At 35.1% G+C, this 20,856-nt stretch carries 23 protein-coding genes; 8 read left to right on the top strand and 15 right to left on the bottom strand.

Translation table 11 applies throughout. The annotated features are described in order from the left end of the window. Positions 1 to 123: 123 nt before the first annotated feature. The 11 genes from H8R24_RS13710 to H8R24_RS13660 all read right to left on the bottom strand — a co-directional run bounded on the left by H8R24_RS13710 (position 124) and on the right by H8R24_RS13660 (position 7,282). Positions 124 to 438, bottom strand: coding sequence for a rhodanese-like domain-containing protein (locus H8R24_RS13710; RefSeq protein WP_187020032.1), 315 nt, complete (start codon positions 436 to 438; stop codon positions 124 to 126). Between the two features lie 11 nt (positions 439 to 449). Then, complete coding sequence (locus tag H8R24_RS13705) at positions 450 to 728, bottom strand: rhodanese-like domain-containing protein (protein ID WP_187020029.1); 279 nt, start codon at positions 726 to 728, stop codon at positions 450 to 452. A 566-nt stretch (positions 729 to 1,294) separates the two neighbouring features. Further along, a complete protein-coding gene (locus H8R24_RS13700; RefSeq protein ID WP_187020027.1) occupies positions 1,295 to 1,846 on the bottom strand; it encodes an RBBP9/YdeN family alpha/beta hydrolase in 552 nt (183 codons plus the stop codon). Positions 1,847 to 1,921: 75 nt separating this feature from the next. Then, positions 1,922 to 2,608, bottom strand: coding sequence for a haloacid dehalogenase type II (locus H8R24_RS13695; protein ID WP_187020024.1), 687 nt, complete (start codon positions 2,606 to 2,608; stop codon positions 1,922 to 1,924). Between the two features lie 173 nt (positions 2,609 to 2,781). Beyond that, positions 2,782 to 3,204: an RDD family protein gene (locus tag H8R24_RS13690; RefSeq protein WP_187020022.1), complete on the bottom strand. Its 423-nt coding sequence runs from the start codon at positions 3,202 to 3,204 to the stop codon at positions 2,782 to 2,784. 23 nt (positions 3,205 to 3,227) lie between these two features. Continuing rightward, complete coding sequence (locus tag H8R24_RS13685) at positions 3,228 to 3,734, bottom strand: hypothetical protein (RefSeq protein WP_187020019.1); 507 nt, start codon at positions 3,732 to 3,734, stop codon at positions 3,228 to 3,230. A gap of 16 nt (positions 3,735 to 3,750) precedes the next feature. After that, entirely contained in the window at positions 3,751 to 4,311 is a 561-nt protein-coding gene (locus H8R24_RS13680; protein ID WP_187020017.1) for an HD domain-containing protein, read from the bottom strand. 86 nt (positions 4,312 to 4,397) lie between these two features. After that, positions 4,398 to 5,069: a hypothetical protein gene (locus H8R24_RS13675; RefSeq protein WP_222617411.1), complete on the bottom strand. Its 672-nt coding sequence runs from the start codon at positions 5,067 to 5,069 to the stop codon at positions 4,398 to 4,400. Between the two features lie 22 nt (positions 5,070 to 5,091). Then, positions 5,092 to 5,769 carry a hypothetical protein gene (locus H8R24_RS13670; protein ID WP_187020014.1) on the bottom strand — a complete coding sequence of 226 codons (678 nt, stop codon included), beginning with the start codon at positions 5,767 to 5,769 and terminating at the stop codon, positions 5,092 to 5,094. 8 nt (positions 5,770 to 5,777) lie between these two features. Further along, positions 5,778 to 6,521: a DKNYY domain-containing protein gene (locus H8R24_RS13665; RefSeq protein ID WP_187020011.1), complete on the bottom strand. Its 744-nt coding sequence runs from the start codon at positions 6,519 to 6,521 to the stop codon at positions 5,778 to 5,780. A gap of 47 nt (positions 6,522 to 6,568) precedes the next feature. Further along, complete coding sequence (locus H8R24_RS13660) at positions 6,569 to 7,282, bottom strand: DUF3667 domain-containing protein (RefSeq protein WP_187020009.1); 714 nt, start codon at positions 7,280 to 7,282, stop codon at positions 6,569 to 6,571. 705 nt (positions 7,283 to 7,987) lie between these two features. Between H8R24_RS13660 and tgt the strand changes: the two genes are divergently transcribed. From tgt to H8R24_RS13620, 8 genes are all read left to right on the top strand, one after another. Continuing rightward, positions 7,988 to 9,118 (top strand): tRNA guanosine(34) transglycosylase Tgt, encoded by a 1,131-nt coding sequence (gene tgt, locus H8R24_RS13655; protein ID WP_187020006.1) that lies wholly within the window; start codon positions 7,988 to 7,990, stop codon positions 9,116 to 9,118. A 100-nt stretch (positions 9,119 to 9,218) separates the two neighbouring features. Continuing rightward, positions 9,219 to 10,307 (top strand): LptF/LptG family permease, encoded by a 1,089-nt coding sequence (locus tag H8R24_RS13650; RefSeq protein WP_187020004.1) that lies wholly within the window; start codon positions 9,219 to 9,221, stop codon positions 10,305 to 10,307. Continuing rightward, the gene (locus H8R24_RS13645; RefSeq protein WP_187020001.1) at positions 10,294 to 11,178 is read left to right on the top strand and encodes a DMT family transporter; all 885 of its coding nucleotides are present in this window, start codon (positions 10,294 to 10,296) and stop codon (positions 11,176 to 11,178) included. Before H8R24_RS13650 ends, H8R24_RS13645 begins: the two co-directional genes overlap by 14 nt. Positions 11,179 to 11,311: 133 nt before the next feature. Then, a complete protein-coding gene (locus tag H8R24_RS13640) occupies positions 11,312 to 13,243 on the top strand; it encodes an LTA synthase family protein (protein WP_187019999.1) in 1,932 nt (643 codons plus the stop codon). A gap of 221 nt (positions 13,244 to 13,464) precedes the next feature. Beyond that, positions 13,465 to 14,418: an acetyl-CoA carboxylase carboxyltransferase subunit alpha gene (locus tag H8R24_RS13635; protein ID WP_187019996.1), complete on the top strand. Its 954-nt coding sequence runs from the start codon at positions 13,465 to 13,467 to the stop codon at positions 14,416 to 14,418. 140 nt (positions 14,419 to 14,558) lie between these two features. After that, positions 14,559 to 16,103 carry a replicative DNA helicase gene (gene dnaB, locus H8R24_RS13630; RefSeq protein WP_187019994.1) on the top strand — a complete coding sequence of 515 codons (1,545 nt, stop codon included), beginning with the start codon at positions 14,559 to 14,561 and terminating at the stop codon, positions 16,101 to 16,103. Between the two features lie 124 nt (positions 16,104 to 16,227). Next, positions 16,228 to 17,490, top strand: a complete 1,263-nt coding sequence (locus H8R24_RS13625; RefSeq protein WP_187019991.1) for an asparagine synthetase B — start codon at positions 16,228 to 16,230, stop codon at positions 17,488 to 17,490. Between the two features lie 40 nt (positions 17,491 to 17,530). Beyond that, positions 17,531 to 18,442, top strand: a complete 912-nt coding sequence (locus tag H8R24_RS13620) for a glutaminase (protein WP_187019989.1) — start codon at positions 17,531 to 17,533, stop codon at positions 18,440 to 18,442. Between the two features lie 4 nt (positions 18,443 to 18,446). Here the strand turns inward: H8R24_RS13620 and H8R24_RS13615 are convergent, their stop codons facing one another. The 4 genes from H8R24_RS13615 to H8R24_RS13600 all read right to left on the bottom strand — a co-directional run bounded on the left by H8R24_RS13615 (position 18,447) and on the right by H8R24_RS13600 (position 20,850). Next, the gene (locus H8R24_RS13615; RefSeq protein WP_222617410.1) at positions 18,447 to 19,262 is read right to left on the bottom strand and encodes an endonuclease/exonuclease/phosphatase family protein; all 816 of its coding nucleotides are present in this window, start codon (positions 19,260 to 19,262) and stop codon (positions 18,447 to 18,449) included. 105 nt (positions 19,263 to 19,367) lie between these two features. Next, positions 19,368 to 19,733: a hypothetical protein gene (locus H8R24_RS13610; RefSeq protein ID WP_187019986.1), complete on the bottom strand. Its 366-nt coding sequence runs from the start codon at positions 19,731 to 19,733 to the stop codon at positions 19,368 to 19,370. Positions 19,734 to 19,866: 133 nt separating this feature from the next. Next, the gene (locus H8R24_RS13605) at positions 19,867 to 20,076 is read right to left on the bottom strand and encodes a KTSC domain-containing protein (protein ID WP_187019984.1); all 210 of its coding nucleotides are present in this window, start codon (positions 20,074 to 20,076) and stop codon (positions 19,867 to 19,869) included. A gap of 105 nt (positions 20,077 to 20,181) precedes the next feature. Continuing rightward, positions 20,182 to 20,850: a response regulator transcription factor gene (locus H8R24_RS13600; RefSeq protein ID WP_187019981.1), complete on the bottom strand. Its 669-nt coding sequence runs from the start codon at positions 20,848 to 20,850 to the stop codon at positions 20,182 to 20,184. Between the last annotated feature and the right edge of the window lie 6 nt (positions 20,851 to 20,856).

Genomic DNA, 20,856 nt, shown 5'->3' with positions numbered 1-20,856 from the left:
TATAATGGATGTTTGAAATCCTATTATAAGCGCTTTTTTAATCTCTAGAAAACGACGTTAATCAAAATATGCGTAGTATTTCAGTGCCCCAACCTGTGTTGGGGCTTTTTGTATGGGTAGTACTTACTGGATTTTGTTTTTTAAACTGCTCCAGCCACCGCCGTTATAAACATTTGTAAAACCATTAGATTTTAAAACGCTTTTTGCCGAGGCGCTTCGTATGCCAGATACGCAACAGGTAATGACAGTGGTATCTTTTTTTATTTTCGAAATGTGTTTTGTTAATTCATTCAACGGAGCGTTAATTGCTCCTTTGATGTGTCCTTGTTTGAACTCGCCAGGATTGCGAACATCAATGATGATAGCGCCTTGTTTTAGTAATTCGGAGTAGTTTACTGCAGGTCCAAGTCCGAATATTTTTTTTAAGATATTGATCATTTAATAGTGTTTTATTTTGATTTATAATAGTTTACGTCTAGCCAAGAGCCGCCATTGTAGCATTCAATTCCGTGTTGTGAAAGGAAGTGTTGTGCTTGTCCGCTTCGATTTCCTGATGCGCAACAAAGGATTAATGGGGCTTGTAGGTTTTTTAATTCCTCTATTCGTTCTGGGATTTCATTCAATGCAATGTTGACTGAGCCAGCTACATTTCCGCCCATGAATTCACCGTACGAACGTACATCTACAATTGTTCCTTGGTTTTCTTTGATTATTTGTTCTATATCCATTTTGTATTTTTTTAAGTTTTATTTTTTATTATCGAAGCAATGATCCTTGCTATTGAAGTACAAAAGTAATTCATTTTAAAAAGGCCTACAGTAACATTTGTTACATAAGCTCATAATTAGTAGTAATGGAAATTACTATTCAACTCAAAGGAAGCCTATTAATCGACTACTACCGTTTTGTTTATAAAGTACAAATAACGTTCGTCTTACGTTTAACGTCATTCACCTATATTAAAAAGAAACTCGTCTAAAACCTCCTTTGTTAGCTCGTAAAGCACTGTATATTTGCTGTATAGTTAACAACAATTGGTTTGAAATAGTTTTTATTATAATTGGTTATTATGTTAATTGAAAAATAAGTCAGTAAAATAAGTGTTCCTATAGCGACAATAGCTTGAGATAAGGATAAATCTTAGTCACACTTTGAAAAATATATAGGGCTGGCATTATGTTTCATTTTTAAATCTAAGATGTTAATCGAAAAAAACAAAGGTTAAAATCCCCAATTTAGTCTTTAAAATAAACAGTCTTTACTCTCGTAGTAAAGACTGTTTTTGTTTTATAATTTATTTGATTCGAATGTTGAGCAGTAAATCTTGTAGTATTGCTTGTCCTTCATCCCAGTTTTTCAATTGAGAGTCGGAGTTGAGGTGGCCTTTTATTCCTACGTTGCTAAAACCACTGCCCCATTTTTTTGCTAGAAAAGCAGCCCTTTCTACAGTTATATAAGGGTCGTTTGAGCTGGTTACAACTGCGGATGGAAAGGGTAGTATATCGAGCGGAATAGGAGAGAAATTCCTAGTTTCTTCAGGAGTATGTGCCGCCGAGTCTACATCGGCTGGTGCTACAAGCAATGCAGCTAGAATTTTATTTGAGTGGTTGTTTTTTGTCCAATGTGCCACTAGTGAACATGCAAGACTATGCGCAACAAGTACCACTGGCCCTTCTATTTTGTCAACAGCTTCTGATAGGTTTTCTAACCAATCGACTAATTGAGGCGTATTCCAATCCTTTTGATTTAGTTTTATTGCATCATCAAATTGTGCTAGCCAATACGTTTGCCAATGTTCTACTCCAGAATTTCCTAAACCGGGAAGTATTAATAAGGTATAGTTCATGCTTTTTTTATTAGTTCCAAAAATAGTTGTATTTATTTTTGATACTTCAAATATAATAAAAAGGCTAAGGTTGTTCTACATTTTGGATGCTGTTTGTTCCAATTGTGCTGCTAAGTCTGTTAATTGCTGGATGGTGATCGTAGGTTCAATTCCCCAAGGATCAAATACAGCGTCAGGAGTACGCTGTACCCAAGCCGATCGCATGCCGTACGCAGTTGCTCCAATCACATCAAAAGGATTGCTTGATACCAACCAAGAATTAGCAGGAGTAGATTGGGTTTCTTTATTGAAATGAGCATATACCAGCGGACTCGGTTTAAAAGTACCCACATCTTCGACACTAATAATTCCGTCAAATAATCCGGTGATATTAGCATGATTTAAAAGTGCATTAATGGCGGTTTTGCTTCCGTTTGAAAAGGCATAAAGGTGGTGTCCAGCATCCTTTAGTGCTTGTAGTGCTACTGTTACGTCATCAAAAGAGGGAAGGATAGTATATTCGTGTAACAGTATTTTTTTTTGAGTCGAACTTAAATCAGTGCCAAAAGCGTGACAACTGTAGTCTAACGCGTTTTGAGTGCAAATCGAAAAATCAGAAAACTGATTCATTAGTCCGCGTCTGAAAGAATATTCTAGTTGTTTGTTTCGCCACGTATCCATGAATGGTTTGGCTTTGTTGCCAATCATTTTTTCTAAGGTGTTAAAAACTCCCGATGTATTGATTAATGTCCCGTAAACATCAAATGCTAGTGTGTATTTCATAACTGTTTCAATTGTGTGTTCAAGATACCTATTTAAATGTAAAAAAGAATAAAGTGATACGCTTTAGTTTTTGACAAACTACTTTTGTAGGTCGGTGGGGCAGGTTGGTGTTTGTTTTTAGTTGTTAAACAGCATTTTAAAGTGTTGTATTATATGGTTCTAAGGTGTTGATTTTAGTTTTCTGTTAAAGGTGTAACGATAGTTTTTGCCCAAATATCTCCTAATCGTTGGTGCTTTTCGGTGTTTTTGATTGTTATGATTCCAATAAGTCCAAAAGGAAACAAATCAAATGGGTCCATTAAATGCCTTTTTAATACTTGACTAAAGGTTAATTGACCGTTGTTTCTAGTCAGGGATTTAGGTTGTAACCCAACAATTGAATTGCCGACAGTAGCTCCTAAAAACACTTCTATTAAAACGATAAAACCAAACCAAAAAAAGAAGGGGACTAATGCAAGTATTCCAGTGACAGTATATTCGCCCTGGGAATTTTGCGTTCCAAAAGAGAAGATAAAAACACAGAAAAAAGTAAGTATTATGGAATAATCAATTAGTCCTGCTAAAATCCGTCTTCCAAGATGTGTTTTTGTAGCCATGTTTATTTTTTTATGGTGTTTTATTATTGATTAATGCTTTTTAGTTTTTCTTTTAAATCAATGGTTTGAGAATGCTTTTTGGAAAATACAATGTTGTTAATTTTCCAGTTATTAGTGTGTACTAGAACTATTGTGTCTGTCCATTTCTCTTGGGTTGTAGTATTATTTTCAAAATCAATAGCTACGCTTGCCGTTTGACCTTTGATTGCAATATTTTTGATAGTGTAATTGGTAAATCCTTCGTACAAGCTATTGAAAACACTTCCTTCAATTAGGTTGGGTTTATCGGTAGGAGAGTCACTTTTTTTAATGCGTTCTTCATCTGCTTTTTTTATTTTTTGTGCATTTTGCAAAAGCGCAATAATATCCTTTGAAAATAAAGTAGTGTCTACCGCTTTGTTATACAAGTCTTCGGGCTTGGCATACAAGTGCATTACGGTATTTTCGATTTCTTTTTTGGCGGTTTGATCGTTATGACAAGCGGTAAATAAAACGCTCAAAAACAGCAGTATGTAAAATATATTTTTCATAATAATTTACGTTAAGTTATGGCTGAATGTCAGCTTGGCTGTATTTGGAATACGTTACAATTTGTTCGGCTAGTCGGTTTGCTAAATAGGCATTGCCATCTTTTAATTCGGTTGCAATCAAAAGAGCTTGTTCTTTATAGGTTTTTATTTTTTCGATTGTCCAATGTTGAGGTGGAGGTTGCAAATTGGTAATTCGGTCCGCCATTTTTACCGCCCATACTTCTTTGGGTAACGCTTTGATGCGTCTTAAACTATCAGCCATTTTATCGACTGCGGGAGTAGCATCGTTTTTGGATAAGGCTTGAACTGCTTGAGCGATTTGATTTCCAAACGTTACTTCAATTTCTTCAAATGTAGTTGCTGTGTCTTCAAGCACATCGTGTAATAATGCAATTTGCACGGCTATTGTAACATCAAAATTTTCAGTAGCCTGAGCTGCCATCAAGATTTCCATGGCCACATTACTGAGGTGTACCACATAAGGGATGTTGCTGCCTGTAATTAATTGGTTTTGGATCGCATGCTTTTCTGCTGCAAAGCGAATGGCTTTTTGATAAGAGGCTTGTAAATCGCTCATGTTGTTGTGTACTACATTATATTTTAATAAAAATACAGTTTTTTATACTAGTCTGTTACTATGATTTGCAGTCATAGTAGTTGGTTTTAAAAGTCGGCTTCGTATCCGTGTCCATTTTTGCCGTAAAAGATGAGCCATCGGGCCAATGAAAATACAATATGTAATTTTGATTCTATTTGATCGGGCTCTGTTTCAGGCGGACTTTCCTGTTCTCTTAAATAGTCAAGTTGATGTTCTTGAGCGATTGCATTGGCAGCAGCCATTAATCGATGGCCATAATCGAGTGTTTCATCGGCTAGTTTTGTTCCCCAAGCTTCATTTACAAGTTCTTCGCCTATAAGATCGATACAATCGACTAGAAATTGACCTCTAAAAACATTTTCGTCTTGTCCTAAGGAGATGTAGCAGGGAACTCCATCTTTTTCTTTGGCCAATGCAATTACATAAAAACCTTGATGTTCTTGCAAGAAATCAGTCAAAGGCGGTTTGTCTTCTAGTTCTTCGTATCGTTCTTTTATCCATTGGTCCGCGGCGGCATCTCTACCTACCATAGGCGCTTTGATAGTTTCGTATGTTGGGGTTTGATTTTGAAACCATTCTTGAATTAGTTCGTCTTTCGTAAGCTGTTTTTTGCCCAACATTTTATCAAAAAAACTTAATTCAGGAATGTTGTTTGAATTTACCATCTCGAAAATTTCGCGGTATCTGTTTTCAAATCCTTTCTTAGGTTTCCCCATTGGTCGCATGTCTAGTCCCATGTTCTTGTAATTTAATTGTTTTTTATATAGATATTGGAAGTGGTTGATCCCAAGCTGCTAGCTTTTTTTTCAAATCCGTATAGGCTTCAGCATTAGCGCCGCTAAGGGTTCCGACTTTATTTTCGAATGTATTAAAATAGGTTCTTGCTTTTTTGTTACCGGATATAGTAGCCATAAATAATTGATAAACAATTTTCATTTTTACATCTGTAATGCCAGGTTTTGTTTTTTCGAATGCGGCAAGGACTGTTTGTATTTGGGTAGAGTTGTATTTTTTTATGGTCCGATTCACTTCCTTAGTGCGAATAAGGACATCTTTGTCAAAAGAGAGTTTTTCAATTGTCCAGATCACGTCTTGGAATTGGAATTTTGATCCCGTAGGTAAGCTTTCGACTTGTTCGATGACTAAATGGTTTTGATTAACGGTCAATTGACAATTGACAAGCGCATCCCAAAAACCTATAATTTCAGATTTACCACATACGGCAAGTACAAACTCAGAATAGGTTGTCGGTTTACTATCCGGGTTTTTATAGCCACATAAAGCGATGGATTTGTGAGTTGATAAATGAAAAACAGTATCTGCTTTCGTACCTGCATACTTGCTGCTAGGGCAATTACAACTGTCTGATTTGGTTTGACCGTAAAAGGAACCTGCGTTTAAAAAGAACAATAATATAAGGAGGAAGATGCGTTGCATAATTGTATCTATTCGTTGTTGGCATGCATTTTTATAAATTCTTCGGTAATAGGTCCTGAGTTTTTGTCAAAATTGTAACTGTATTTATCGTCGTATCCTGTTGCGTATTGGCCTGCTTTAAATGTTTTGGGATTTGCGCCTATTATTTCCGTATCGGTATAATAAACATGTTGATTGTCTTTAATGTACTCATTACTCAAAACGACAGCCGACTTATAATCAAGTCCATCAATAATTGTTTGATTGTAAAAGTAATGCACGGCGTCTTTTCCATAATTTTCAGTGAGGGGAACAAATGATGCAGCCAGAGCGTCTTTCACAGGATAACTACTGTAGAACACTTGGTTTTTATCCTTTGACCAAGGTTTTTGTAATACTTTAAAAGTAGTAGGGTCAGCATTTAAAAGTCTGCAATCAGCAGTGCTGTAGCTTAATATAAACAGTTGGGTTTTATCTTTCCAATAGGGTTCTTTGATGCATTCAAATGTTTTTGGATCGGCATAAAGTAAAATCTTTGCATCTTTAAAAACATGGTTTTTATCTTTTCCCAGACTAAAAAGTGTGCTTTTTTTAATAGTTTCAAATGTAGCGGCATCAGCTTCTGGAAGTAGGTCACTTACCTTTTGCATAGTACCGCCATGGTACCATTTATAATAGATCTTTCCGTCTTTTTCTTCATACTTAGGTTGGCAGCTAGTGAAAAAGAAGGAAACTATTAAAAGTAGCAAACATCCGAAAATAATAAGTTTCATTTGTTATGGTTAAAGTTAGGCCGTAGTTGTTTTTTTAATGCAATGCTTTATGGTTTACTAATATAATCGATTGTAAGTCCAACTGCAAATACTACAATATATAATGTTATTGTTCCTAATAGGTAGGCTGAAAAAGCTTTGAAATAATTGCCTATTTTATTTTTTTCAAAGAAATTCGCACTTGCCCAAGTTAAGTATATAAAGCCTGTCACTCCTGCTGCAATTAATGATTGGAAGTGGAAAATACCAGCTAGGAGTGCGAAAACGGCAAAAATTAGCATAGAGATTCCAAGGATAAAACACATCATTATAAGGACTTCATAAAAGTTGTAACCGTATTTTTTAAAAAACAATTGCAACCAAATAGCAATAAAGCCGCCTAAAAGGATGTTTGAGTAACCATAGTTTGCTTGTGACCAATGCATAAAAGTGGCTACAGAAGAGTTTTCAAGTCCTTCCATTTTGACGTGTTCTTTAATATGGAAATAGTGAGCTATTAAGGTATAGATTAGTGATGTTACTATAATGAAGATGACAGGTTTTACTAATCGGTTTCTATCCTCCTTAATATAATTGCGAGTGGTTTTTCCCGGATGGATGCAAAGTTCTTTGATGGTATATAAAATGCCTCGTTCAAAATGTAAAACATGTTCGATTTCGTGAATGATATAATGACTATCGATCCTTTTAAGAATGGCTGCTTGTCCACAGTTTGGACAGTAATTTTGAGTCAATTCGGTATTGCATTTAGTACAATTCATAGGTAAAAAGCTTGTGTTAATGGGTTGTTTGTTATTTTAAAGCAGGTTTAAATGAAAAATTATAGTGGTTGTTTAGGGCTAAATTAAATGTAAATATAGATGATTTAGCTTACAATAGAAATGTTTTTGTTTATCAAAGTGATCTTGAAGTCCATTAAAAGTTACAGTTGGCCCCGGTTTAAGCTTTGGTGCTTTGCAGTTGTAAAGTGTAGGTTTTATTAGACTCATAAAGCTAAAGTGGACCAACTATGTATGTCCTTGATTTTAGTTCATGTCAAATAGATTAGGTTTTTCTAATAAGTCATTTTTTTAGATGGTAGCGATCTTGCAGGTTATTGTAAGAATGAATTGTTGTTGTGTGTGCATGAAGGATAGGAGCGGCATCTCCCGCTTTAGAAAAACAAGGCCTTTTTTTTGGCCGTAGTTTTTATTAGCGGGAATACAGCGGATAGTCTGACCGGAGGGCATGCCCAAATAAAGATGCTAAAGCGTAGGATTTTTGGAAGGATGCGTCTTATAAATGTATTGGATTTATGGAATGTTGTAAAAAAAAAGATATTTCGGTACATTTATTGTCAAAGTTTGGTTGCGTACTAGATGGATGATAGTCAGTTTTAAATTTAGGTAGAATAAAAACTTTTTTTTGATGCGGGTTTCAAATTAACCTATCTTTGCCCGCCGAACAATCGGTAGAAAAATGGTATTATGAAGTTTGATTTATTAAAAAAAGACCCGCAATCTAAAGCTAGAGCGGGAAGTATTACGACAGATCACGGTGTTATTGAAACGCCTATTTTTATGCCTGTTGGGACTGTAGCCTCGGTAAAAGGGGTGCACCAACGTGAGCTTAAACAAGATATAAACCCTGATATTATTTTGGGGAACACTTACCATTTGTATTTACGTCCTAAGACGGAAATTCTTGAAAAAGCTGGTGGATTGCATAAATTTATGAACTGGGATCGCAATATTTTGACAGATTCTGGTGGGTACCAAGTATATTCTCTGTCTTCTAATCGTAAGATCAAGGAAGAGGGAGTTAAATTTAAGTCACATATTGACGGTTCGTACCATGTGTTTACGCCAGAAAATGTAATGGAGATTCAGCGTACCATTGGGGCTGATATTATCATGGCCTTTGATGAATGCACGCCTTATCCTTGTGATTACAATTACGCAAAACGTTCTATGAAAATGACGCACCGATGGTTAGACCGTTGTGTAAAACATTTAGAGAAGGTACCTGTGAAATATGGTTACGACCAAGCTTTTTTCCCTATTGTTCAAGGGAGTTGTTATAAGGACTTGCGTAGACAATCTGCTGAATATATTGCCAATTCAAACCAAGTAGGAAATGCTATTGGTGGCTTGTCAGTAGGGGAACCTGCAGAGGAAATGTATGCCATGACGGAAGTAGTTTGCGAAATCTTGCCTGAGGACAAACCACGTTACTTAATGGGAGTAGGAACGCCTATTAATATTCTAGAAAATATTGCGCTAGGAGTAGACATGTTTGACTGTGTGATGCCTACACGTAATGCTAGAAACGGAATGTTGTTTACAGCTAATGGTACGATTAATATAAAAAATAAAAAGTGGGAAGCTGATTTTTCGCCTATTGATGAAATGGGGCACACTTTTGTAGATACGGAATATACCAAGGCTTACTTGCGTCATTTATTTGCTGCAAATGAGTATTTAGGGAAGCAAATTGCTACGATTCATAATCTAGGTTTTTACATGTGGTTGGTACGTGAGGCGAGAAAACGCATCATTGCTGGTGATTTTGTAACTTGGAAAGAGATGATGGTGAGAAATATGAACCAACGATTATAAAAAAAAATGTTTAAAGTTTGTTTAAAGAGTGCAAATCTCGTTTGATTTGTGTGTACTTTTAAACGGGGAACTTTTACGCTTTAAACCTTAAACTTTTTAAATGTTAACAATAATAGACAAATACATCTTGAAGCGATACTTAGCCACTTTTTCGGCTATGTTATTAATGTTTGTTCCTATCGGGATCATTATTGATGTTTCGGAAAAAATCAATTTCATGATTGAGAACAAAGTTCCTTTTCTTGATATTGCCGTTTATTATTACAATTTTACTATTTATTTTGCCAATAATCTTTTTCCTATTTTCTTGTTCTTATCGATTATCTGGTTCACCTCAAAGCTGGCTAATAATACGGAGATTATTGCAATCTTAAGTTCTGGTATTTCGTTTACTCGATTTTTAAGGCCCTTTATTATAGGGGCAACAATTGTGTCTTTATTTGTGCTGTTTTTAGGTTTTTCTATTGTGCCTGCGGCCAATGAGGGTTTTAATAATTTTCGATATACCTATTTAAGGACGGGTGGTAAAGAGATTATGCGCGGTGATAATACGGATGTGTACAGACAAGTAAATGATAATGAATTCTTGTATGTAAATAGTTTTAATACCGAGTCGCAAGTTGCTTTTAACTTTGCTTTAGAGCGATTTGAAAAAGATAAGTTAGTTTCTAAAATTACGGCAAGCCGTATCAAGTGGAACCCAAAAGAACGTGATTATACAATGTATGATTATACGAAAAGAACAGTGGGACCACTAGGGGATAAAATAGAAAAAAGCCCTGAAAAGAAAGCGAAGTTTAGCTTTGAACTAGAGGATTTAACTCCGGTGGTTTATATTGCCGAAACCTTGCGTTTAGACAAGTTATATTCCTTTATTGATAAAGAAAAGAAAAGAGGTTCTTCAAATATCAATGTGTATATGGTGGTTTTTTATAAAAAATTCAGCGTACCTATTTCGGCATTTATTTTGACCATTATTGCCGTTTCTGTGTCTTCTATGAAGCGCCGTGGTGGTATGGGAATGAACTTAACTATTGGGATTTCGATTGCCTTTGCCTTTGTGTTTTTTGACAAAGTATTTGGGGTACTGGCAGAGAAGTCTACTTTTTCACCTTTTTTAGCCGTTTGGTTTCCTAATATTGTATTTGGAATTCTAGGTATATTTTTACTTCGCAATGCAAAACGATAAATTTAAAAGTTATTTAAACCTGCATTTAATTGTTTTTATTTGGGGTTTTACAGCTGTATTAGGCGCGTTGCTCACCATTGCTGCCGATGCGATAGTTTGGTATAGAATGCTGCTAGCTGCCGGGTTTTTGACTGTTTTTATAGTAGTCAAAAAGAAATCTTTTAGAATTCCCTTTAAGTCTTTTCTCAAGTTAGTTTTTGTAGGCTTGCTGATTGCGATGCATTGGGTGACTTTTTTCCATGCAATTCACGTTTCGAATGTCTCTATTACATTGTCAGTTTTCTCCTTAGGTGCTTTTTTTGCCTCCATATTAGAGCCCATTTTTTATGGTCGAAAGGTGTTGTGGTACGAAGTTTTCTTTGGTCTTATTATCATAGTAGGATTAGGGCTGATCATGCAAGTCGAAGTGAATTACCTAAGCGGCATGTTGTATGCCTTAGTGTCTATTATCTTAGGAGTGTTATTTACATTGATGAATGGTAAGTTAATTGCTAGTCACGATTCGGCCGTAATAACTTTTTATGAATTTTTATCGGGTGTGTTTTTTATCTCGATTTACTTCTTGTACCAAAATAAATTTTCAGCCGACTTTTTTTATCTTAGTTCGCGCAACTGGATATTACTGTTGATTTTATCTTCCATTTGTACCGCCTATGCGTTTACGGCATCAGTTAAGGTAATGGAAAAATTGAGTCCGTACACCGTCATGTTAACCACAAATTTGGAGCCTGTTTACGGAATCGTTTTGGCCTATTTTATTATTGGAGGAAAAGAAAAAATGACACCATCCTTTTACGTTGGTGCAATGATAATTGTATTGACTGTTATTCTTAACGGTATCCTTAAACATCGTAAAAAAGAAGTCGTTTAAAAAAAAATAACTATTGCGATCACATAAGTGGTTGTAGTGGTTTTCACGCCAGTATAATTTGAGTTTTTTTTAACAGAAGCAACCCATTTAAATATAATACCTTTGCAAGGTTTTACTAATTAATAAACACAGCATGCAAAAACACCTGAGACTAAACGAATACAAAGTCTTATTATTTAGACTTTTACTGGCTTATATTTTTTACTTTGTCGCACGCGTTTTATTTTACTTTTACAATGCTAATTTGCTGCGAGTAGAATCAGTAAGTGACTTTATTTCTTTATGTTACTACGGGCTATCATTTGATACTACAGCAATTCTATATGTGAATTTGCTTTTTATCGTTTTCTCCATTTTCCCTATTTTAAAAAACACCAATAAAGGCTATCAAAAGTTTTTGTTCTACCTTTATTTCGGGACTAATTTATTGGCTTATGCTACTAATTTCGTCGATTTTATATACTACAAATTTACGTTTGCGAGAACCACCAGTGCGGTCATGAGCGTGTTAGAGCACGAGACGAACAAAGCAACTTTGTTTTCTAATTTTTTAGTCGAATATTGGCATGTGTGGGTATTGTTTCTTTTATGTGCGGCACTTTGGGTGTTTTTGTATAAAAAAGTATCGGTTCAGGATTTTAAACCTACGCGGTATATTCCGTATTTTAGTTTCTCAATTATCGGTTTTTTAGTAACGATTTTGTTGGTCATTGGTGGTATTCGTGGCGGTGATTTTAAAAAATCAACACGACCAATTAACCTTTTGGACGCAAGCCGTCATGTGACTAATATCGTGCATTCGGATATTGTATTAAACTCTCCTTTTGCCATTATTCGTACCTTATTTAGCAATGGTTTTGCCAAAACTAATTATGAAGGGGTAACTCAAAAAGTAATTCTTGACGAAGTAAAACCGATTAAAGAATATCATAATAATCCCAAAACAAAACCCAATGTTGTGGTTTTTATTGTAGAGAGTTACGGACGAGAATACATAGGAGCCTTTAATAAAGAGGCTAAAATCCCCAATTATAAAAGTCATGCTCCTTTTCTGGACTCGCTGGCGCAACATAGTTTGATTTTTACAAATGCTTACGCAAATGGAAGACAGTCGATTCACGGGATGTCATCTGTTCTTGCGGGAATTCCTTCGTTCAAAGACGCATTTACTTCGTCTCCCTATCCTAAACAAAAGATTGAATCTATTGTATCTGTATTAAAAGGAGAAGGCTACGATACTTCTTTTTTTCATGGTGCAGCCAATGGATCGATGGGATTCTTAGGTTTTAGTAATATTCTTGGGATTGATCATTATTATGGTAGAACAGAATTTAATGACGATTCACAATTTGATGGTTTTTGGGGGATCTGGGATGAGCCTTTCTTGCAGTATATGAAGAAAACACTAGACAAGAAGAAAAGCCCGTTTTTTGCTTCGGTTTTTACCGTAAGTTCACATGAGCCTTATATTATACCAGATAAATACAAAAACCGTTTTCACGAAGGTGGTGTGCCCATGCATAAATGTGCGGAGTATACAGACTATGCTCTAAAGCGCTTTTTTACCGAAGCCAAAAAAGAACCTTGGTTTGATAATACCATATTTGTTTTGGTGGCTGATCATTGCAATCAAATTTTTTATGATGAGTTTCACAAGCCTATCAATCGATATGCAGTTCCTATTTTAATTTACCAACCCAACAGTAAATACATTGGTGTTGATAAGGATTTAGCACAACAAATTGATATTTATCCTACCATTCTAGATATGATCGGTTATGATAAACCTTTCAGAAGTTGGGGACGTAGTTTAGTAGATAAGCAGTCTAGTGCTCCGTTTGTAATGAATTCAACCGGTACTATTTACCAGTTTTCAAGAGGGAATTACATTTGTACTTTTGATGGTAAAAATGTATTAGGGTTTTATGCTAAAAAGGATAAAGCACTGAAAAATAATCTGATAAAGAATAGAAATGCCGAAATGAACGACATTGAGTTAAATTGCAAGGCATTTATCCAAGATTATATGCAACGTGTGATTGATAAAAAGTTGACTTCTCAGTAATGCTCGGGTTACTGTAGAATTAAAATGACGCTGATTATCAAGGTGTAAGCTGTTTAAAATTTTCAATAAATTAATAATGTAACCTCGGTTTTCATCCGAAAATCCTTTTTTTTGAATGACGAATGAAGAGTTTTTAGGACTTAATTCAAAAATTAAAGGGTGCAAACGATTTAATATTTTATATTTGCAGTTCGAATAAAAATCAAAAACGCACGAATCCTATGGAATATTTAGATTTTGAGCTTCCTATAAAAGAACTAGAAGAACAGTTAGAAAAGTGTCAAGTTATTGGTCTAGAATCAGATGTTGATGTTTCAACTACTTGTAAGCAGATCAACAAGAAATTAATAGAAACCAAAAAGGATATCTATAAAAATTTAACTGCTTGGCAGCGTGTACAATTATCACGACACCCAAGTAGGCCTTATACTTTAGATCATGTTAGGGCTTTATGCGGGGATAGTTTTTTAGAACTACACGGAGATAGAGGTTTTGCCGATGATAAAGCCATGATTGGTGGTCTTGGTAAGATTGGAGGACAGTCTTTTATGATTATTGGACAACAAAAAGGATTTAATACTAAAACACGTCAATATAGAAACTTTGGGATGGCAAATCCTGAAGGATATCGTAAAGCTTTGCGATTGATGAAAATGGCAGAGAAATTTGGTATTCCTGTTTTAACGCTTATTGATACTCCGGGTGCATATCCAGGATTAGAAGCTGAAGAACGTGGGCAAGGAGAAGCAATTGCTAGAAATATTTTTGAAATGGTATTGTTAAAAGTGCCTATCATTACAATTATAGTAGGTGAAGGTGCTTCGGGTGGAGCATTAGGAATAGGGGTTGGAGATCGTGTTTACATGTTAGAAAATACTTGGTATTCGGTTATTTCACCAGAGTCATGCTCTTCTATATTATGGAAAAGTTGGGAGTACAAAGAACAAGCTGCCGAAGCTTTGAAATTGACTTCAGCTGATATGAAAAAACAAAAGTTAATTGATGATATTATCCCAGAACCATTAGGTGGTGCTCACTATGATAGAGAAACTACATTCAAGACAATGGAAGAGTATATCATGAAAGGATACAAAGAATTGAAAGACTTATCAACAGAGAAGTTAATCGCTCAAAGAATGGACAAATACAGTAAAATGGGTGAATATAAAGAGTAAGATCTTACAAATTATAATTTAATCCGAAGCCTTGCCGTTTCGGATTTTTTTTTGGTTATAAACAAAAAATACTTAATTGTAAACATTATTTTGTAATAAGTCAGTTAGTATATTTTTTAAAATTACGTTACTTTCGCTACATGGAAAACTTCAAAAACATAAACCCAATAAAGGTAGATAAAACAACAATTATAAGCCTGGAAAAAGGGAAATTGCCCCCACAAGTTTTAGAACTAGAAGAGGCTGTACTTGGAGCAATGATGATTGATAAAAAAGGGGTCGATGATGTGATCGATATTTTGCAACCCGACGCTTTTTACAAAGAAGCGCACAAACATATTTTTGAAGCCATCGTTCAGCTTTTTACAGAGACACAGCCTATTGACTTGTTAACGGTATCGGCACAATTAAAGAAAAACGCGAAGCTAGATTTGGCTGGAGGTGATTTTTATTTGATTCAGCTCACACAAAAGATATCTTCATCGGCACACATTGAATTTCACTCCCGTATCATTCTTCAAAAGTTTATCCAAAGGAGTTTAATACGTATCTCATCGGAAATCATTGAAGATTCTTATGATGACTCGGCTGATGTATTTGATTTATTAGACAAAGCGGAATCGAAGTTATACGAGGTTACGCAAGGAAATATCAAGCGAAGCTCAGAGACTGCGCAAAGTTTAGTACTGCAAGCAAAGAAACGAATTGAAGAAATCGCTGGTCAAGAAGGATTGAGTGGAGTAGCAACTGGTTTTGAAAAACTGGATAAAATTACCTCAGGATGGCAACCAAGTGATTTAATTATTATCGCGGCTAGACCAGCGATGGGAAAAACGGCATTCGTATTATCAATGGCTCGTAATATGGCAATTGACTTTGGTATGCCTGTGGCGCTGTTCTCGCTGGAGATGGCATCTGTGCAGTTAATTACGCGTTTGATTTCGTCTGAAACAGGACTGTCATCTGAAAAATTACGTACCGGTAAACTAGAAAAACACGAATGGGAACAACTAAGTACTAAAGTAAAGAACTTAGAAAAAGCACCTTTGTTTATTGATGATACACCGTCACTTTCTATTTTTGACTTAAGAGCAAAAGCAAGACGTTTGGTTTCACAACACGGAATCCGAATTATAATTGTTGATTATTTGCAGTTAATGACTGCAGGTGGAAATTCAAAAGGTGGAGGAAATCGTGAACAAGAGATCTCTACTATTTCCCGAAACTTAAAAGCGCTGGCCAAAGAGTTAAATGTACCGGTTATCGCCCTTTCGCAATTATCGCGTGCGGTAGAGACGCGTGGATCGAGTAAAAGACCTTTGCTTTCTGACCTTCGTGAATCTGGTGCGATTGAGCAAGATGCCGATATCGTATCTTTCTTATACCGTCCAGAGTATTATAAAATTGACGAATGGGATGATGACGAAGCCTCGCCTACTGCAGGGCAAGCCGAAATTATGATTGCAAAACACCGTAACGGTAGTATTGAAAACGTTCGTTTAAAATTTATAGGACACCTAGGTAAGTTTGATAATCTGGAAGATCATAGTGGTAGTTATGATGATTTACCTTCTTCGATGAATCAAGATGATAATCCATTTATTACTAAAAATCTTCCATCGGCACATGAAGCGTTTGGAAGTAATTTAAACGAAGACGACGACGACGATGATATGCCGTTTTAATACAATGAAGAAGCCTAATTTTCAGGCTTTTTTTTAGGCTCTTTTTCTCGAAGGAATAGTAAAAGTTTAATCGAAAATGGAATATTCTAGAAATAGTATCTATATATTTGATAAAAAAAATTAAATGAGTGCAAAGAGGCCTTTACTTATTCTATTCGTACTACTTTCATTTGCTGCCAAAGCATCATTTATTTTGTTGCCAATGGATGAAACCACACAACAAAATCATCTCAAAGCATATGGTGTTACTTTTTGGTCTTTAGAAAAAAGTTACAAAGCAAGTTGGCTCTTGAATTATAGAGGTGGCTCGTTTTTATTGCCGGATGCTATGGAAATTCGTAAAGAATGCCAAATTAGAGGCGTGAGTTTTGAAGTGTTATCAGATTCTGAAACGGCTAAAATTCTTGACGAAATAGCGAGCCCTTCTCAAAATATGGAAACAGTTATCCTTGAAAAAGTACCTAGAATTGCAGTATATACACCCAAAGGAAAAAAACCTTGGGACGATGCTGTTACACTGGTACTTACGTATGCCGAAATTCCTTTTACTCCCATTTATGACGAAGAGGTTTTAGGTGATCAGCTGCTTTTATACGATTGGTTGCACTTGCACCATGAAGATTTTACGGGACAATATGGTAAATTTTTTGGAGCTTATAAAAATGCACCCTGGTATATTGAACAAAAAAGAGAGGCAGAAGCTCTGGCAACTAAGTTAGGATACGCAAAAGTATCCGAAGAAAAAGGGGCTGTTGCCAAAAAAATAAGAGATTTTGTTATTGGTGGTGGATTTATGTTTGCCATGTGCTCTGCAACTGATAGTTTTGATATTGCTTTGGCGGCTGATGGTGTTGATATTTGTGAGGCAATGTTTGACGGTGACGATAGTGAACCTAATTATCAGGCTAAAATGGACTACGACAATTCTTTTGCTTTTAAGAATTTTATCTTAGAAAGAAAATCAGATAAATATGAGTTTTCTGATATTGATATGACAGAGAAAAGAAGAGTTCCTATGGATAAAGATTATTTTACCTTGATGGAATATTCGGCTAAGTGGGATCCAATTCCGAGTATGTTGTGTCAAAATCATACGCAATTAGTAAAAGGTTTTATGGGACAAACCACGGCTTATGATGCTGATTTGATCAAATCTAATGTTTTAAAAATGGGAGTTTGTGAATTTAATGGAGAAGCGAGGTACATTCATGGCCAAAAAGGAAAAGGAATGTTTACCTTTTATGGCGGTCATGATCCCGAAGATTTTCAGCATAGAGTAGGTGATGAACCAACGGTGCTCGATTTGCACATGAACTCGCCAGGCTACCGCTTAATTTTGAACAATGTTTTATTTCCTGCCGCTAAAAAGAAGAAACAAAAAACATAATATTTTATTCCTAAAGCATTATCATCAATCATTTATTTTAATGGAATACGCAAAAATACTAGAAGAGATTCAACAAGACTTATTGGATTTCCCAGCAATTGGTAAGGTAACTACGACCATTCCAGAGTTGGCTACAATTAATCCAGACAAATTCGGGATTCATCTTACTACAATCAACAGCATTGACTACGGAATAGGAGATAGCGAAGAGAAATTTTCGATTCAAAGTATATCGAAGGCTTTGACTGTTGCTTTAGCATTTTCGTTTTTGGATGAAAATATTTGGAAAAGAGTAGGAGTAGAACCTTCAGGAACGGCTTTCAATTCTTTGATTCAATTAGAATATGAAAAAGGAATTCCTAGAAACCCATTTATAAATTCGGGAGCAATTGTAATTGCAGATATGTTAGTTTCTTGTTTAAAAAATCCGAAAGAAGATTTTTTAACCTTTATTAGAATGATTTCGGGTAGCGCATCAATTGATTATAATTATGCTGTAGCTCAGTCAGAGAAAGATACACGTTTTAGAAATGCTGCTTTGGCTAATTTTTTAAAGTCGTTTGGTAATATAGAAAACGATGTCGACGAAGTACTTGATTTTTATTTTCATCAATGCTCAATTGAAATGACTTGCCAGGAATTGGCTCATTCTTTTTTCTTTTTTGCAAATGAAGGAAAAACCAAAGATGGAAAGCAAATTTTAACAAGAAGTCAAGTAAAAAGATTAAACGCATTAATGCAAACTTGTGGTTTTTATGATGAATCTGGGGAGTTTACCTATAAAGTAGGGCTTCCTGGTAAAAGCGGAATTGGTGGTGGAATTGTCGCTTTGTATCCAAATGTTTTCGTGGTGGCTACTTGGTCACCAAAATTGAATAAAAAAGGCAATTCAGAATTAGGGATGCACGCCTTGGAAGCATTGACTACTAAAACTGGAATGTCAGTTTTTTAGTAAATTAATTAAGCGAAAACTCAAACCAAATAGGCAAATGATCTGATATTTTTCGAGCTTCTTGCATTGTGTTGAATTTTTTATAAAAAGGGATGACTCCAGATTGTAAGTTGTTTACTTTTCTAGGATCATAAAATACATTGTCAAATTCAGATGCTAAGCATTCGTTTATGCTGCACTTTTTTTTCAAAGATGTTTTTTGATTTACTAAAATGCTTTGGTAGCCCATTTTTTTCAAAGGATTAAAAACAGTGTGGGATTGTGGACAATTAAAGTCTCCTGCAAAAAGTAAATTCAAAGTAGGATATTGCGCTGGGAGAAATTTAAAATATTTTATTTCGGTTTCGGGTTGTTTGCTTTTAGTGATGGCATGAAAATTAACCACAGTAAATTGTTTGCTTTTATATTCAAATGTGCAATAATAAGGTTCACGATCTATTTGTAGATTGTATTTTTTCTCGAGCCACGCACGTCCAATTTTTGTAACGCTTTTTGTTTTCCAGATATAAGCATAACGTTCGGTTTTGTAAGCACTGCTAGAGGTGGGATTACTTATGGTATAATCCCATTTTTCCCCAGTTGTATTAAGCTCGGATGCTAATGTAGCAACAGCTGGCGAGCCACCGTATCCCGCAACAACTTCCTGTATAGCTATGATGTCATAATTTTTCATGGTTTGTGCCATAAAAGTGATTGCCGCCGCCGACTTAGATTTACCTAAGTTTTCAATATTCCAGGAGAGTAATTTAGTTTGTGGATATATGGTGGAACTAAATATTAAAAATAATATCAGAATGATATTTTTTATTTTATGATACATGAATGCAATTTATAGATACCGCAACTTAATCTATTTTTTGTAAAAAACAGAGTTCTAACTGTGCTTATCTTGAATAATTTTGATGATGGTACCAATAAAGAAGTCTTATTCGATGGTTAATTCATATTCATAACCTTGTACATCAGTAGCTGTTAACTTGTTATTATTGTCTTTGTCTAATACTACTTCAATTTTAGTTCCTTTGTGGTCTATTAGTAAACCTATACCGTCATTTCCTTCTAATGCTATTGAGCCTTTTACAGTATGTCCTTCAGTATCTGTGCCAAAGACATGATGTTTATAATGTATCGTATCTGCATAATATTTGCTGGAAGTTTTTGTAGGCTCTGCGTTTGTTTTGAGTGTTGTAACGGCTTTTTTACTAGGTAAGCTAGTCCGGTAAGTACAATTAGAAAATAAAAAAAGGAATACTAAAGTTAATACTGCTTTGTGAGGTATTTTGGGGTGCATGTAGCTTTTTTTGACAAATTTAATTTTTCAGCTATACAATTCCTTACGGAAAACCTCATTCGTTAGTTTATTTAACAAATGGCGTATAGGTATGAATTTTGAAAGGGGTGACTGCAGTTGTACAGCCAAGTATTTATGATACGTCAAAGTAGTATTTGCTGTATACGTAATCTAAATAATGCGATTCAATATTTGGTGCTTTCATTAATAGAACAAATTCGTCAATAGTGACATCAAAGTAATGATGAATGGCTAGAAGTTTAAATTCTATTTCAAGAGTTTTCTTGATTTCATCGTAACCAACGGATTTGATATTGCATGACTTAACAGGGTATCGTTTCATTGCCTTTGTGAATTTTTTCCAAATGTAAATCAAAAATAAAAAGGTATTTTACGGGTTCCCGTAAAATGCCAAAAAAAAAGTACAAAAAAAATACAAAGGATAACTTTAAACTAAACCCAAATCTTTAGCAATAGCGATTAAATGTACGTTGTTGCTGGCTTTGAAATAGTTTCTTAACTTGTTAATGCGCTTCTCAATACTACTTGTTCCGTTAGGTGAAAATTTAGCAATTTTGAACTGAATCGAAATTTCGTCATGTGTCAATCCTTTCGATAAAAACTGTAGTAATGCAATATCATAGGATTCGATTTCGATCAATGATCTATCGTTTAGGATATGTTCTAGCTCGGCTGAAACAACTTTAGTGTTACTGTCGTAAATACTACGAACCGCTTTTTGAAGTTGTGGTATGCTATTGCGTCCTTTACAAACGTATGCGTTTATTCCCAAGTCATTAAATAATGACTTTATTCGATACGTCTTATCTTCAATTGAAAATATGATGGATTTAATACTAGGTTGAATTTTCTTGATAGCCTCGATTAATACTTCGCCAGAATTTATGACGTTTTCACGATGGTCAATTTTAAATGATAAATCACTAATGATAAGGTCGTAAGGGCTGTTTTCTAATAACCCTTTTTTGATTTTTAGTAAGGCATCGTCACAATATTTTGAGTGATGAATTTCAGTGATTGCTAATTCTTGCAGCGCCTGTATAACGGTAATACTGATGCTGTCTAGGTCTTCGGCTATTAGAACTTTTTTGAACATTATGGC

It is taken from the genome of Flavobacterium muglaense, from assembly GCF_014305155.1.
Classification (GTDB): Bacteria; Bacteroidota; Bacteroidia; order Flavobacteriales; family Flavobacteriaceae; genus Flavobacterium; species Flavobacterium muglaense.
The sequence above is the reverse complement of the archived record's forward strand: the minus strand, read 5'-3'. Positions and strand labels throughout refer to the sequence as shown.